This window comes from Stenotrophomonas sp. 63632_Sma (assembly GCF_056482875.1).
Genome location: NZ_CM151220.1, coordinates 2,282,815 through 2,296,627, shown reverse-complemented (window position 1 = coordinate 2,296,627; position 13,813 = coordinate 2,282,815). Strand labels below are relative to the sequence as shown.

16 protein-coding genes are annotated in these 13,813 nt (G+C 58.9%); 5 read left to right on the top strand and 11 right to left on the bottom strand.

The features are described from left to right. Nucleotides 1-56: 56 nt before the first annotated feature. Nucleotides 57-788, top strand: a complete 732-nt coding sequence (locus ACZK45_RS10690) for a hypothetical protein (protein WP_478445836.1) — start codon at nt 57-59, stop codon at nt 786-788. On the opposite strand, the gene ACZK45_RS10685 is transcribed toward ACZK45_RS10690, so the two are convergent. From ACZK45_RS10685 to ACZK45_RS10675, 3 genes are all read right to left on the bottom strand, one after another. Further along, a complete protein-coding gene (locus ACZK45_RS10685) occupies nt 725-1,276 on the bottom strand; it encodes a hypothetical protein (RefSeq protein ID WP_239669947.1) in 552 nt (183 codons plus the stop codon). The two genes, ACZK45_RS10690 and ACZK45_RS10685, sit on opposite strands and share 64 nt — an antisense overlap. 3 nt (nt 1,277-1,279) lie before the next feature. After that, nucleotides 1,280-1,636, bottom strand: a complete 357-nt coding sequence (locus tag ACZK45_RS10680; RefSeq protein ID WP_125893249.1) for a hypothetical protein — start codon at nt 1,634-1,636, stop codon at nt 1,280-1,282. Nucleotides 1,637-2,091: 455 nt separating this feature from the next. Continuing rightward, nucleotides 2,092-2,847: a tetratricopeptide repeat protein gene (locus ACZK45_RS10675; RefSeq protein WP_478445835.1), complete on the bottom strand. Its 756-nt coding sequence runs from the start codon at nt 2,845-2,847 to the stop codon at nt 2,092-2,094. A 624-nt stretch (nt 2,848-3,471) separates the two neighbouring features. On the opposite strand from ACZK45_RS10675, the gene ACZK45_RS10670 reads away from it, so the two are divergent. Continuing rightward, nucleotides 3,472-4,221 (top strand): AlbA family DNA-binding domain-containing protein, encoded by a 750-nt coding sequence (locus ACZK45_RS10670; protein ID WP_478445834.1) that lies wholly within the window; start codon nt 3,472-3,474, stop codon nt 4,219-4,221. Nucleotides 4,222-4,269: 48 nt separating this feature from the next. Here the strand turns inward: ACZK45_RS10670 and ACZK45_RS10665 are convergent, their stop codons facing one another. After that, nucleotides 4,270-4,533 carry a Pycsar system effector family protein gene (locus tag ACZK45_RS10665; protein ID WP_478445833.1) on the bottom strand — a complete coding sequence of 88 codons (264 nt, stop codon included), beginning with the start codon at nt 4,531-4,533 and terminating at the stop codon, nt 4,270-4,272. A 78-nt stretch (nt 4,534-4,611) separates the two neighbouring features. Between ACZK45_RS10665 and ACZK45_RS10660 the strand changes: the two genes are divergently transcribed. Beyond that, complete coding sequence (locus ACZK45_RS10660; protein ID WP_478445832.1) at nt 4,612-5,133, top strand: hypothetical protein; 522 nt, start codon at nt 4,612-4,614, stop codon at nt 5,131-5,133. Beyond that, nucleotides 5,130-5,546, top strand: a complete 417-nt coding sequence (locus ACZK45_RS10655; RefSeq protein ID WP_478445831.1) for a hypothetical protein — start codon at nt 5,130-5,132, stop codon at nt 5,544-5,546. Before ACZK45_RS10660 ends, ACZK45_RS10655 begins: the two co-directional genes overlap by 4 nt. Nucleotides 5,547-6,177: 631 nt before the next feature. On the opposite strand, the gene ACZK45_RS10650 is transcribed toward ACZK45_RS10655, so the two are convergent. The 6 genes from ACZK45_RS10650 to ACZK45_RS10625 form a co-directional block, all read right to left on the bottom strand. Continuing rightward, nucleotides 6,178-6,753 (bottom strand): TIR domain-containing protein, encoded by a 576-nt coding sequence (locus ACZK45_RS10650; RefSeq protein WP_478445882.1) that lies wholly within the window; start codon nt 6,751-6,753, stop codon nt 6,178-6,180. A gap of 128 nt (nt 6,754-6,881) precedes the next feature. Beyond that, nucleotides 6,882-7,364, bottom strand: a complete 483-nt coding sequence (locus tag ACZK45_RS10645) for a TIR domain-containing protein (protein WP_478445830.1) — start codon at nt 7,362-7,364, stop codon at nt 6,882-6,884. 9 nt (nt 7,365-7,373) lie between these two features. Next, nucleotides 7,374-7,982, bottom strand: a complete 609-nt coding sequence (locus ACZK45_RS10640) for an SLOG domain-containing protein (protein ID WP_080398544.1) — start codon at nt 7,980-7,982, stop codon at nt 7,374-7,376. Then, entirely contained in the window at nt 7,979-8,887 is a 909-nt protein-coding gene (locus ACZK45_RS10635) for a toll/interleukin-1 receptor domain-containing protein (RefSeq protein WP_478445829.1), read from the bottom strand. Before ACZK45_RS10635 ends, ACZK45_RS10640 begins: the two co-directional genes overlap by 4 nt. Before the next feature lie 233 nt (nt 8,888-9,120). Continuing rightward, complete coding sequence (locus ACZK45_RS10630; RefSeq protein ID WP_478445828.1) at nt 9,121-9,627, bottom strand: toll/interleukin-1 receptor domain-containing protein; 507 nt, start codon at nt 9,625-9,627, stop codon at nt 9,121-9,123. Between the two features lie 38 nt (nt 9,628-9,665). Continuing rightward, nucleotides 9,666-11,132 (bottom strand): SIR2 family protein, encoded by a 1,467-nt coding sequence (locus ACZK45_RS10625; RefSeq protein ID WP_478445827.1) that lies wholly within the window; start codon nt 11,130-11,132, stop codon nt 9,666-9,668. Nucleotides 11,133-12,359: 1,227 nt separating this feature from the next. Between ACZK45_RS10625 and ACZK45_RS10620 the strand changes: the two genes are divergently transcribed. Then, complete coding sequence (locus ACZK45_RS10620; protein ID WP_478445826.1) at nt 12,360-13,121, top strand: hypothetical protein; 762 nt, start codon at nt 12,360-12,362, stop codon at nt 13,119-13,121. 200 nt (nt 13,122-13,321) lie between these two features. On the opposite strand, the gene ACZK45_RS10615 is transcribed toward ACZK45_RS10620, so the two are convergent. Next, nucleotides 13,322-13,651, bottom strand: a complete 330-nt coding sequence (locus ACZK45_RS10615; RefSeq protein ID WP_478445825.1) for a YegP family protein — start codon at nt 13,649-13,651, stop codon at nt 13,322-13,324. Nucleotides 13,652-13,813 lie beyond the last annotated feature (162 nt).

Genomic DNA, 13,813 nt, shown 5'->3' with positions numbered 1-13,813 from the left:
TCCGGCTCGGCTAGCATGATGCCGCCGGCATCCGCGCCGGCGGGGCAGGGGACGCAATGGACATGCAGGCAGGGGGCGGAGTCGATTCGCCGGACCAGACGAAGCAGCAGGAACTGACCTTCCATTGGCTTTACCAGCGGGTACAAGGGCTGGCTGAGCACAGCATCTACCCCAAGGCCGGCCGGCTGGAGAGGTGGTCGTTGCGCGTGGGCGCCGTGGCGGCCGCCATCGGCATTCTCGGCAGCCAGCTGCCTGATCGATGGCTTCCGCTTACGGCCGCGCTGCTTCTGGTCAGGGTGTGCCTGGCGGTGGAGATCGGAGGCTTTGTCATCGGCGGATTTCTCGCGGCCCGCCGCGGAATCCGCCAGTTCGTGCAGCCACGGCTGTCGCACGCGCAGGAAATGGACGGCGAGTTTGCCCAGTGGCAAGCGGTGATCGCCGAGCTTCGAGGATTCCCCAGGGTCGAGCGTGAGCGCCGCCTCAAGTACGTCACCCACCTGCGCACAAGCATGATCGAGCGCATGGGGCTGATCTACGGCGGCCTGCAACGCCTCGGTCCATTTCCGCTGCTGATCGCTCTCTACCTGCAGTTCCGGCAGTGGAAATGGGGCGACTGGAGCAGCGCCTTTGACGTCGACCAGCTGGGCGCATTCCTCATCTATGCGCTCGTACTGCTCTACATCACAGGATGGCTGTTGACCGGGTTGCGCACGCGCCTGGACACCTACGTCGCCCTGCTGGAAGGCTCCACCCACGAACCCGAGCCCACGCCGCCCACCGCCCCGTAGAGTCGAGCTTGATCGACTACGACCAACCCCTCACATCGCGCACCCCCAGCCACATCACCCGCCATCGCCAACAACACCCGATCCATCAGAACAGGTTCCGGCACGCCAACCAGCACCTGTTCCATGTAGTCCAAGGGCTCCAACTGCCGCTGCAGCAATGCCCGCAACGCCAGAACGTCGGGTGCCCGCTGCACCGCATCCAGCGATACCCGCATCGTCAGATGCGGCGGCCGCCGCTCCAGCCACAGCACCGGAACGCCTTTGCAGTGAATCTGCAACGACGCACCCCGCTGCGTCTCGACAAACTGCAAGCCCTGCCTTTGCCGGGCCTCCACGAACGCCATCGCCTGCCGGCGCAGCTGCGAAAAGCGATCATCCGCGATGCTCTGGAATGCCAGCCGCTCGGGCACGGCCGGCGATAGCCAAAGGACGGGCGCCGCCACGGCCGCTACGAGGCATAGCGCGGTGGCCGCCCAGCGCCAGCCCACCTCTCAGGTCTCCGGCCGCACCCGCGTACTGGCGTGCGCGGTAAGCCCCAACCCGGCCATGATCAGCCCTTCCATGACGCGCGGGCCGACGTATTGCTCCAACTCGCCGTTCTCGCGGGCACGCTGTGCGGCCAACAGGATTTCCAGCACCACACGAAGGCCGGCCAAGGAGCAATCGGTGTCTGCCAGAGCAATGCGCCGCCCAGGCATCTGATGGCGCTCAGGCCAGGGCTGGCCATCGGACGCGGCGCCGGAGCCGATGCTGTGCAGCAGGGCGATGAGCGTGTTCGGATCCAGCGCAGGACCGTTGGCAGGCGCGTCGTGGATCGGGTGCGGGGCAGGGGAGTGGGGCTGGTTCATGGCTGGGCTCCTTGCGTGCGTGCAGAAGCCGCCACCGATAAAGGTGGCGGACGGTGCGTGGTTCGAAACCCGGTGTTCGCTGAACCGGCAGGCACAAGGCCTCCACGCACCGCCCGCCATAACCGGCCGACGGATTGCCAGCCGGCACCACACAGGGTGATGCCGGCTGGCAAGCGTTTACTTCAGCGAACTACCGGGGTTTCGAATCCCGGCCACCTGTTTTCGGTGGCACGGAAAGGAATACGCCCGGCTGTGCGCGATGCCAATGCAGTAAGGCCGATGCCGTCACCACTTTCAACATTTTCAGAATCGTTGCATGCGGCGTAATGAGGCGGGATCCATGCCCTGTAAGGCTATCGGCGATGTCGATGGTGCAGTCCTGCGCGCTGTCGGCATCCGCCCGGCGAGGCCGTGAACGAGGCGGATGCGACAGGGTTGCCAAAGGCCGCCAAGCGTCAGCGGCCCTTCAACGCGGCCTTGGTCCGCTCCAGCCATGCGGCATTGTGGCTGCGCGCATGGCGCGACCAATGCTGGGCATCGTCGATGATGCTGGCGAACAGGCTGCGGGCCTGCTCACGGTCGGCAGGCTGCGGTTGCGCCATCAGCCACTCGGCGTAGAGGCAGCGGGCCGCCGCATCGTTTCCGCATTCCACAGCGCGCTCGAACGCGGCGCGGGCGTCGGGCGACTGGGCAGCAGCCAGTGCCTGCGCGTAAAGCAGGGTCTGTTCCGGCTTGCGGCGCACGTCCGGATGGCGGGCAAACAGGTCGTCCAACGTCTCGACTGCAAGCGCGGCGTGCCCGGACTCGAGGCGAGCACGCGCCAGGCCGGTCAGGATGTAGGGGTCGTCGCCCAGTGGCGAGCTTGCGGCCTGCTCAAGCAGGGTTCTGGCTTCCTCCGCCTGGCCGGCATCCAGCAGCGTCATGCCAAGACGAACCCGGTTCTGCACGGTGGGCGTTCGCGACAGATCAGCACGTGCGTTGCGCAGGTCCTGACCCGGGTTCATGAGCTGCTTGGCGGAGCGGATTGCCTGCCGCGCGCCGCGCGAGTTGCGGGCTTCCGGGAAGTAGATCGCCAGGAAGTAGACGACGCTGCCAAGCAGCGGGAACGAGAAGAGCAGGATGAGCCAGTAGAGGCTCTGGCCCGAGCGGATGGCGTGCACCGCGAAGTAGATGGCTGCCAGTACGTGCAGTCCGATTCCGATATAGGGCATGTGTGCCGCCTCGTCCTTGTGGGGGCTGGCACTATAGTGGGGTAGGGGTGGGGCGCCAATGGACCGGGGAGTAATCGGGCCGGATGCGTCACGGCGATTGGGTTGAACCCTGTGGAGCGTAGTGCTGCATGAGATCCCGGCCCCTCGGGGTCAGAACAATCAAATAAATCATGGTGATTCGTGGGAACGATTAAGATAGAGCGCGCGGAGAAGACCTATGAGGCTGAGTATTCTGTTGACCAAGGCCTCATCACTGTCTATGGGGAGCACGGCCAAGAATCCACTCAAATCGGAGGGCTTAGCGAGCAGCAGGTAGCAAGATTTCTGCTCAATAGCCTTATTCGTAAGGGACAAATCGACCCTGACGATCCGGGTACGGCCTAACAGTAGATTCAAGCTAAGGCAACCGGTGACGGTCTCCATGGTCGTCACCCACTGAAGAGCCGAACGATATCCAATTCTCGTCACCGGCAGGGGGACGGACACAGTCCTGTCGCAGCGACTGAGAGGCGGAAGCCCTAGTCTCAGAGCCGAAGTCACTTGCGCGAGGGTGGCATAATGAGCCTGCAGATCGCCTTGACCAAGCAGGCCGGATACTCGGTTCGCACCGCGAGTTCACCCTAGATGACGATTCTAAAAGAACAACACGAAACCTTTGCCCGGTTCTTTACGGCGCCAACCCGTGAGGCGCTGCGTGACCTGCTTCGTCGCAACATCGGCGAGACCGACTATCTGGACTTCAAGGCCGATTGGCCAGCGCTGCCAAAGCTTGCCCGCCATATCTTGGCCTTGGCGAATTCTGGTGGCGGCGCGCTCGTCGTGGGCGTCTCGCAACAGGCCGACGGCAATCTGTTTCCGAGTGGCTTGCCGATCCTCAAGGACAAGGCACAGCTGATCCCGCCGCTCAGCAGCTATCTGCCCAAGTCGCTTGAGTATGAGATTCTTGATTTTTCCTTCAGTGCGGCAGAGTACGAAACATTGGTGGGCAAGTCGTTCCAAGTGCTACTGGTGGAAGAGAAGCCCAAACTCCTGCCGTTCCTAGCCTTGAGAGAAGGGGAGGGACTGCGGACTAGCGTGGTCTACGTGCGCGATGGCACGACGTCCACAGAAGCTGGCCAATATCAGCTGCAGACGGTGCTCAACCGACGCATCGAGTCGGGTTACTCCAGCCAGCCTAGCCTAGACCTCGACAAGCATTTGGCTCAGTTGCGTGTCCTAGATGAGCATCGGGACACGAACGACAGCTGGGTGAAGCAGCTCAGTCGCGATGAGCAAAGCCGCTTCGACGATACAGAGTCGGACGACTACAAAGAGTTCATCGAAGACGCATACCAGGCGAAGAAGCAGGCCCTTTGGCGATTGCTGGGTCTTTAGGGCGCGTTCAACAGAAGTAAAGAGGGAGCCTGGCTAAAGCGTCCCTTCCTACTTTGGAGGGAGCGGCAATAGGGTAATGAGTGCCATCCAAGGTGCAATGACTAGGCTAGTGGTAAGGTAGGATCGCTTCAAAGACCTGAACTTTGAAGACAATATCTTGGAATTTCTCCAGCACTGGCTGAGCACATCGCGCTCGAATGCATCCGCCTCTCTGGTTTCATAAGCGCGCAAGAAATCTGACTCTGTCAGCCTGTCGATTCGCTGAAAGAATATGAGCGAATCGGACCGGTGCGATCTGCCGCTCCAGCGCAATCACCCGCCGGCGGGGCAGGGCAGCGGTACCGCCGCAGATCCTGCTCGCTGCACCAGACGCGCAAAGGTAACCGCTCCATGATGAGCAACGCCCGGTTGAACCGAATCCCCAGCATCGAACTGCAGCTCTTCAAATGGATTTCGCTGGTCGAGGCTGACGAGATCCCCGACTGTGTTGAGCTCAAGCGCGCGGGCACCCGCATCTGGATCAAGCACTCGCGACAGGTGCTGGCCGGATTTGGTGATGACGTCCCCGTGCTGACCCTGAGCAGTATCCAGCTCAACCCGCGCCTCAAAGGCCGGGGTTGGCTGACCGAATTCGTAGAGCTGTGCGATACCTTGATTCCGTGGCCGGCCCTGTTCGTGGAGCGCGTGCAGAATCCCAGGCTGCCCACGTTCCTCAGACGCAAAGGGTTTATCGAGCTGCAGCACGCCAACTTTTATCGCCCGTCCAAGGCCTGGCGAGCGCGCCACGATTGGTCGCCTGACCAAGCCCTGGCCGCACAGCAGCAGGCTGACCGAGCACACGTACGGCCCCTATGGGAGAACCCAGACGCCACCGCCCACTTCATCGCACGACAGAAGGAGAAACCCCGATGACACCCACCATTTCCAGACGCGCGCACGCAGCCGACATGACCATGCTCGTGCTCTTCATCGCGCTGTTTCCGGTCATGTCAGCGCTGCATGCCCGGAATTCCAGCGAGCTCTATCACGTTCTGGCCGGCGTGCTGCTCGGCGGGATCGCCGCGCTCAGCCAAGCCTTGCTCCACGATGGCTTCGTGCGCTGGCGCCATGCCGGAGTGGCGGGCATTGAACGGTCCCGTTCACTGCGGGTGCTGCTGGTGGGGATGGTGTATCCCGTGCTCGGGCTGGTCAGTGGCGTGATTGCACTGTTTGGTACCGCACCCAACGTCGGCCTGCACTACGCAATCGCTTTTGCGGCGGCCGGAGCGCTGATGGGCTGGCGCGCGAAGGCGGCGCTGGCGCACAAACGAGCGCTGGGGCTGTGACCACGGGCGCCGACGATGCGCGCCCACCGTACCATGCAGCGGCCATTCTCCACCGGTGGCCACTGCAACCAGCGCGACCAGAGCGCAGAGGGCGTTACGTTGCCAGGTCCAGGCGGCGTTGCTGCTTGGCCGGCACACTACCGCAGCAAAGCGGCTGCGTAAGCAGCATCCAGTCAGACCGAGTGGCCGAAGAGAGGCGCTAGGAATGAATCAACCGTCTGCCAGCTTCTTTCTCTTCTTTGCAGTCTCAATCACTGCGTTCACGCGCACCTCAACTTGGTCGTGCGGAATCGGGGTAGAACCCTTCCCAGCCCGCTATGGCACCCGTGAAGCAAGCGCAAGCAACTACCGTGGCGTCGACTGTGGGGCAGGGAAGAGCCCTAACCAGACAACAAAGAAGAAGGGCCGCCCCATCTTTGGTACGGCCCTTTGCGTTGCTCAGCTCAGGGGGATCAAGTAGCGAGGGCTGACGTAACGCGCAGGCGTAAAATCAGCACTCACCCAGGGCGAAGTTCGCCGGTTGGTGCATGAGAGCAGCCGCCCTGCATCAGGTGCAAGCATCAGTCGCAGACCATGAAGCTGAAGTAGGGCGGCGCTTTCAAACACAGAGTCGATTCAAACAAGCCGCCGCTTAGACGTCACAGGAGATTTTGTAATCATCGATGGACTTCTGGATCTCATAGGCTTGATCCAGATGCTTGCCGTAGTCCGCGTAGAAGTCGCTCCACCTCACAAATTTGATATAGCTGTGATTGCCGCGATAGCTCTTCCCGCCCGAGTGGTTATCGCAGGATGCCATCTCCGGCTTCCTGGCATTGAAGACATTGCGACCGATGATGGAGAAGGTCTTACTCGTCCGCCATGTAACAGACGCACAGTGAGGGCAGTTCTTTTCCTCAAAGAAGTAGTTGTAGCTACCGGTGGTGTCCGGAAGAACGATGCCCAGCATCGCATTGGGACCACTCTGCCGATCGTTTCGAGTCTTCTTCCGCAGCGAATAGCTGATCTCCCAGGGCATCCACTGGTCCTTTTCTGGCTTGGTGGAATCGTGCATCCCCGGCGAAACCATGACCAAGGTCATGGTGCTATCGTAGATTCGATCACGCAGCTTGGAGGCAATGGTCTCCTCGGCGAAGGCGACGAGACTCTCCCCATCGTCCTCGCCCTTGTTGATGTGATCGGCCTGCTCCAGTTTTGCCTGCAGCATATCCACGTAGTGACGAACCGTTGTCCCAAGAAGGTGGCCTCTAACAGGCTGAACCTGACTATCTGCGTATTTATACGAAACGAAGATCTTTCGACCCATAAATCCCCCTGTGCATGGTAATGACTGTACTAACGGGCGTTAACGGCACGCTCGATCCAGTTCTGAAGATTTGCGGAGATGCTGCCGTAGACCGCTTGGCTGTCTTGGCCTGGCGGGTCGTAGAGAGGCACAATCGTGCTTAGCGGCTGTCCACCGATTTGAACGGTATCGAACGGATTTGCGCCGCGATCTGATGGAAGGCGATTGGCGTTGAGCAGGCGATGGATGCGGATGCCAAAGACCCCCATGCCCTTTCGCCATGATTGTTCGATCTCGTACTGCACCCACCGCCGCTGAGCGGTTTCGGCGCCAACCAGAACCACGGTGCAACTTCGGCCGTCCAGCTGTCCGTTGATCCAGCGCGTGATGGCCGAGTCGCCGCCACGCTTGATCGTTTCCCAATCGTTGTCATTGGCGGAGATGTTTCCTTCAACCGCACCGATCTTTCGAACCATTGCCGCTCGCCAAGCATCGGGCTGGTAATGGAAGCTGTAGAAAACTCTGCGAGCCATTGATATCTCCTATGGACGTATCGGACGGCGCGGATGACCCGATGGATGATCATCGCCATCTTCGGGGGAAAAATTCCTAAACAACGCAGCAAAATCCAGATCCCCGCGACCAGGAGATCCTGGCTGTGCACAAGCCAGATCCAAGGCCGCGCCGCCAGTGGCGGCCACGGCCAACACTTTGGCTGTTGGATGAAATCGGCGCAGCAAGGCGCGTTCCACTTCAACTCCATCCATGCCACCAATGAAGACCGCCTCCTCTATGCCCGGCCTCGACAGCATGGACTCGCGCATCAGCGCCAAGCTGGCATCTCGATCATCTGCTACAACAGCAGTGAACTCGACGTTATTGAAGTGTTCGTTTTCGATAGGGAAGATATCTTCGAAGAATCGGGTCTGATAGAGCACGACTTTGTCTGCGTAGCTGACGCCCATGTCTTCACAGATGGCCCAAATCATTGGCGTAATGGAAGGGTGGCCTCCCCAAACGATCCGGCGATGACGTATCGTGGCGATGAGCAGTTCACGAACAGCAACTTGAATCAAAAATGGATTGGCCGATTCGTGGTAGTGCCCCCGCCCAGGTACCGGAACGCTGGCGGAGAGAAAGAGCTCCTTCATGCGTGATCCTCCCAGTCGGCGAGCACCCAGGCCGCCTCTGACGCCTTGATCCAGCGAACACCCCGAACGTAGCCACCGAGCCAATCCAGATGAGTTTGCCAAGCCGGCAGCAGGCCGACGGAGTCGTAGACGACCGCCGCACTCTTGCCCAGGCAATTGATGCTGGCCTCGTGAAGTGAGGAGGAGGTGGGCACTCCTACGCTCGGATAGGCAACCAGCCCCCTTCCATCAGCCAACTGAAGATGCAATGCACCAGATTGGCCGGCACCGAGGAACTGCCCACCGATCTTCCGAATGTCATCGCGCACCTTGCTAACCAAGTTCAGGTGACGGACCGCGATGCTCTCGCTGCGGGCTCGTTCCAGATGCTGGCATATCCTCTCAACGGCCTCATTGGCCAGCCGGCCAGATTCATCAATTTCCTCAGGCACCAGCTCGGCTCGACTGGAGGTCATGGTGCGGCGATCGGGGGTGGAGTCTGGCCATTGCACGCGAAGGACCACAATACTTTTGGCTAGTGCTCGCCCAAGTTCTGCGTTGGTCCACCTGCTTTCGAAGTATCCTGGCGTATCGAGCATCACCAGTACGTCGGAGTCGCACAGCCGATGCCAGAGCATCGCCTGAAAGTCTACGGCAGGCGGCACGCCGTGCGTATCCAGAAAGACATCATATTGCCGTGCTGAGAATGCATCGAAGAGCTGAAGAGCAGCCAGTCGCGCATCATTTCTTCGATAGCTCAAGAACACTCTGCGCTGACGTGGAAGGAGGCCAGCGCACTCAAGCAGGGCTGTTGCGATCCGATCGATATGATCGGCCGACCAGGCCAGTGCGTTAATGCCACGCAAGTTCTCCGGCAACTGATGGGCGACGCGATTTAGATCACTCACTACTGGAACGACGGACACCGATATCGGCACCGAAGGACGGACAGGCGCGGTGGTCTCACTCCCAAAATATAGAGCGGCCGATGCTCGCGATTGAGCCGGCTGGAACTCAAACTCATGCACGGTCCAGCCCACCTCCCGGCCGAGCTGCAATCCAAACGGCTCGAGCGCTTGACTTACACAAGCCTCCAGCTGTCCCAACTGTTCAGCACACGGGTAGCCAAGTACAGCAAGTTCGTATGTCGCCGGGTCACTCACAGTGATCGCACTGCCGTGCCATAGCTAGACCCCGGATTGAACACTTGCACGTGGCCCAGGGAATTGCTGTCCAATCGCTTGTACAGACCTACATACTCGTTGCCATGTTCACGGCCGTGCTCCACGGTGGGCACAACAAGAATGCGGTCATTCGACTTCTTTCCGTCGGCGTACCCCAGCTCCCACGGGCACCAGCGAGATGCCATTGCATTCTCAGTTGCCAGGAAAATGAAGTAGTCGAGTTGCACTATCTTTTCGCGAATCTTGCGAGCAGTTTCTGGGTTTGGTGTGCTCGGCATGGAGCTGTCGGCCCAGTCAACGTAGACCGACCAACCGCTATCGTGCAGCATCCGCACGAAACCCTTCACCAGCTCTTGATCCTTGTGGCTATGGCATAGAAACACAGTTCGTATCCCGCGGCTGCGCGCCTCCATTGAGGTACTGGCCAGGGCAACACTGCTGCGATAAGAGGCTTGGCGAAGCGAACTGACTGGAATTGCCATTGCGGTCTTCCTTGATGATGAAGGATCTATTGCGATTTCTAGAAAGTCTGCCGCCTCAGTTCATCGATCATGCTTGTCAAAGCACGAATCAGGTCTTCAGGCGCAGCAGCCTCCCGTCCCAAGGTCTTGAAATTTCGCGCGAAGGCGGGACTTGCGTTGGGATAGAACTCGTCGAACCGAGCAGCTGCCTGGACCCAGAGTTCTTTGGCAACGCCGCCAGTTGCGCCGACCGGAATGACAATCAGGCCATCCTGTCGTGCGATGTCGAATTCCTCGCGCATGCCTTTGGCTTCCACGACCTTCTTGCCTTCCAGCTTCGTGCCGAATGCGAAAATGGCTATTCCGCATTTGGCCAGAATCTTTTCGCGATGCTGGCGAAATAGAGGGCGCCTGGTCCGGGAATCGGCCGACACCGGGAATGGACTGGCTTGTAGCTGCTTCTCCCGGTACCGACCCGGATTGCCAAGGATGGTCTCAAGGGCCCCGCTCACAATCGAGGTGCCCACGCCCAAGCCGAATCCTGTGACCACATTCAAACGCTTGCGGATCAGAGCTGCACTCAATCCGGAAAGAAATTGGTGCGCACGCGCCGGATCCCACGGCGCAGGGAAGGTATGAGCCGCACCGGAGACAAACACCGTGCGCTGTCGATATCTCGATTCAATTGCACTCAGGAGTAGAGGAACCTCGTTGTAGTCATCAATCATCAAGGACTGTATGCCGATTCGGCTCAAGTCCTTGATGAGGTACTCCTGCTGTCGCTTCCGGTACTCAAAGTTCTCCAGCTTCTCCCGAGCAGCACGCTGCAGTTTGCAGAGCACGCAGTAGTGGTTCTTCGGCTTCTTGCGTAACGTCACTCGTACGCGACTGAGCACATAGTCGATGTTCGGATCGGTAAAGCTGAAGCCAAGGAACAGCATCGTGGTCTGGACCAGATCGCCGCTGAGGGCGGTTACGAAATGCTCGTGCTCACGGAAGTAGCCTTCGTAGTCATCCTTGGTCAGGATGGCTGATTCGGGATGCTCTACATCCCCATGCATCTTGTAGACGATCGCGTCGTGCCCCGGCTTGCTTAGTTTCATCTGTTCGACAGAGAACTTGACGTCGGGACGGCGCTGCTCCTGGACCAGAGCCGTTTCAATAAGCCGGTCGTAATTTGTGGTCCAGTAGTGTCCAATAGGCAAACGCGCCAGCACGTGATGCGAGGTCGTCAGCTGCTGATCTTCGGTGAATTCAGCGAGGATCTTCTGATTCAGGACGCTGCGATTGTTACGCTCGTTGAGGTGATACTGAGCCAGCGCAACCAAGTTCGTTTCACGGTCCACATCCAAGCCCAGTTCCGCAGCAACTTCCTTGAGCAGACCTTTCCAATTCACGAACCCGGCGGCCACCGACATCCCGGCACCGACGAACACGGAGGCCTTGCCGTTAACCAGCTCATCGACATATCGCTCGATGAAGGCCCCGATCTCTGGGGAGAAAGCGCGCTTCGCCTTCCTAGCCATTACCGTTACTCCCTGTGACGGATTTCTCACGAACGTTAATGAAAGGATGTTACGCCGCGGCACTGCCCTCTTTCAAGAGGGCCTTTAGAGCCCCAAGCGGAACAACCCGACCTGGGCCGAGTTCGCTCCGCGAGCGGGTAGGGCGCCTCAACATCACGCCACGCCACGCCAGGGTATGGAGCCGGCTACTTGTTCTCTACAAACTCGCTAAGGAAGCTATCGGGCACGGACCATCTCCATACAGGTAGTGCTCGGCATACCGCAAAGCCTGATGTAGGTGATTTGCCGCCAGCGCTTGCGGCAACTGTTGGGGGTCATCAATCATCACGACGGCTCCAGTTCGATCTAACCAGCAAGCGCCCCCAAGCATCCTTGCAAAGGCTGGATTTGGATCCGGGCGAGTGGACAAGACCAGTTGTCGCCATAGCCGCGCCGCAACCGTCTGCGCAGCGTAGACGCCCCGACGCATGGGGCAAATCTCAAAAGTGTCTCGTTACACTTCTCGTTCAATCCACACACGTGGACCCAGTAGCTCACCGTGCCAGCCCCCTTCATGCTGCGTGATCTGAGAGACGCCGCGCAGCCGTTGATGCGTCCAACAGGACCACTTGTTAGCGGTCACTGACTGAACTAGGATCAATCTGCGCTAGTAAGCACCAAGATGGATCGCTGAGGGAAGGCAGCCAAGTGTTGAATCCGACAAAAGAGTGTCGGAGGTACAGGCTTCGCGGTAAAGGCAACCTTTGGAATCACCTGTGCTTTCTCGTTCGGGGGAGCAATCGACCTCTCCATGATGATGAACGTTTCAACTCTAATCATGGGAGTAATTGCGATGAACCTGAGCAATTTTAGTGCTGTTCGCGTTTGGTGTGGAGCAACGTTACTGTGGAGGCCTGGTCGGCTTAGCTCCCCCGAATGAGGGTAAGGCAGGTGAGGAAACTGGATTGTTAGCGGGGAGTAGCGAGGGAGGTTCGATTCCTCCCCTCCACACCATATTGCAGGTGCGCGCTCAGAGCACGACACCCATCATTTACCCCCTTTGGCCTAAAGCGGCGGCGAGGCCGATTGGACATTGGCTCTCATATCATGCCCTCAGGAACGTGTCGTCTTTGCCAGCGTGAAGCAGAACTACAACTTAGCCATGTGGTCCCGGCGTTTGTCTTTCGCTGGATGCGGGAATCGTCCGGCAATAGCTTCCTACGAAGCACGCAGTCACCGAACCTTCGTGTGCAAGATGGCCCCCAGAAGCACTGGCTCTGCCTCGATTGCGAGGCACGACTAGGCCGGGCCGAGACCGCCTTTGCAACAGAGCTTTTTCACCCATATCTTGAAGAATCCGGGCGAAGGTTTCCGTATGGCCCGTGGTTGCTTAGGTTCTGCGTATCTATCTCTTGGCGAAATCTTGCAATCCAATTAGAGAATCTCGATCCACAGAAGCTGGACGAGCAAGAGTGGACCATCGTCAACCAAGCCGAATTCGCTTGGCGCCAGTTTCTTCTTGAGGAGACACCAAACCCAGGTAAGTTCCGTCAATTCGTGCTACCGATGGATCGAATCGAGGGAAGCGCCAGCGCACTTCCTTCGAACATGAATCGATATCTTATGCGGTCCATTGATCTTGATTTCTGCCATGATGATCAAGCCATCTTCACATATACCAAGCTTGGCCGATTCGTGATTGTCGGATTTGTACACGAGCCCGAGGCCAGCCGCTGGAACGGCGGAAAGGTCAATGCAAACAGAGGCGCAATTGAGCCCAGGGACTACACTGTCCCAGCTCCCTTCTGGCGGTATCTGATGAATAGAGCTTCGAATTCACAGCAGGCTATGCAAGGGGTCTCACCGAAACAGGCAGCGAAGATAGAGCAGGCATTTCGTGCCAATGCCGATCAAATTGTGGGTAGTGATTTTTTCAATGCCATGCAAGCAGATGTCGAAATGTTCGGCTCAGCGGCATTTACGCGCCAGGTCGGCGATAGCGAACGTTAGAGCACCGCAATGTCGTCTATACAAAGAATGATCGTGAGCCAGCATGCCAACGGCGCGTACACCTTGCAGTTGTAGGCGGTGAATGCGCTCTCGGCGCGTAACAGAGAACTCATCCGTATCCTTGGCCGGTGGGTTTGGCAGGCACCCGAGGACAGGGCGGGGGTACCGAGAATGGGAGCGGCACGCTCCCCATTCTGAAATCAAGCCTGATCGTCAACTGGCGCAGTTGGCCCGTTGTTCTTAACAGCCTGGATTCCTGCCTCGCGGGTTTGGGTGGAAGAGTAGGTCTCACTGGTACCAATGCGCTCGCCATTAGCGGCCTTGAGGTTGAACATCGGTTGGCCGTTGGCCGCGTTCTTGCGCTCATAGCGCGAGTCGTCAGGAGAGTTCGTCTTGATTGAAGCAATTCCAGTCAGTGCCCCTTGCTTGGAGGCGTACAACTCACTGGTGAGGATGATCTCGTTGTTGCCGGCCTTAAGGACAAAGCGGTACTGCGCTCCCGAACGACTCAGAACATATCGAGCTGCCATACTAGTTCCCCTAGCTGCGCCTGGATTGGCCAAGCGAATCTGTCAGAGAAAATCCTGAGTGTCTATCAGGGAAAGCCGCGCCTCGACGAAAGATCGGCAGCATCCGGTAAAAACCCAAGCCACATCGACACTTACACAGCCCTGACAAACACAAGATGCGTT

Bases quoted from the DNA above. Each gene is read 5' to 3' on its own strand.
- ACZK45_RS10690 (WP_478445836.1), top strand. From the start codon at position 57: ATGGACATGCAGGCAGGGGGCGGAGTCGATTCGCCGGACCAGACGAAG.
- ACZK45_RS10680 (WP_125893249.1), bottom strand. From the start codon at position 1,636: ATGAACCAGCCCCACTCCCCTGCCCCGCACCCGATCCACGACGCGCCT.
- ACZK45_RS10675 (WP_478445835.1), bottom strand. From the start codon at position 2,847: ATGCCCTATATCGGAATCGGACTGCACGTACTGGCAGCCATCTACTTC.
- ACZK45_RS10670 (WP_478445834.1), top strand. From the start codon at position 3,472: ATGACGATTCTAAAAGAACAACACGAAACCTTTGCCCGGTTCTTTACG.
- ACZK45_RS10660 (WP_478445832.1), top strand. From the start codon at position 4,612: ATGATGAGCAACGCCCGGTTGAACCGAATCCCCAGCATCGAACTGCAG.
- ACZK45_RS10655 (WP_478445831.1), top strand. From the start codon at position 5,130: ATGACACCCACCATTTCCAGACGCGCGCACGCAGCCGACATGACCATG.
- ACZK45_RS10650 (WP_478445882.1), bottom strand. From the start codon at position 6,753: ATGCTGCAGGCAAAACTGGAGCAGGCCGATCACATCAACAAGGGCGAG.
- ACZK45_RS10645 (WP_478445830.1), bottom strand. From the start codon at position 7,364: ATGGCTCGCAGAGTTTTCTACAGCTTCCATTACCAGCCCGATGCTTGG.
- ACZK45_RS10640 (WP_080398544.1), bottom strand. From the start codon at position 7,982: ATGAAGGAGCTCTTTCTCTCCGCCAGCGTTCCGGTACCTGGGCGGGGG.
- ACZK45_RS10630 (WP_478445828.1), bottom strand. From the start codon at position 9,627: ATGGCAATTCCAGTCAGTTCGCTTCGCCAAGCCTCTTATCGCAGCAGT.
- ACZK45_RS10625 (WP_478445827.1), bottom strand. From the start codon at position 11,132: ATGGCTAGGAAGGCGAAGCGCGCTTTCTCCCCAGAGATCGGGGCCTTC.
- ACZK45_RS10615 (WP_478445825.1), bottom strand. From the start codon at position 13,651: ATGGCAGCTCGATATGTTCTGAGTCGTTCGGGAGCGCAGTACCGCTTT.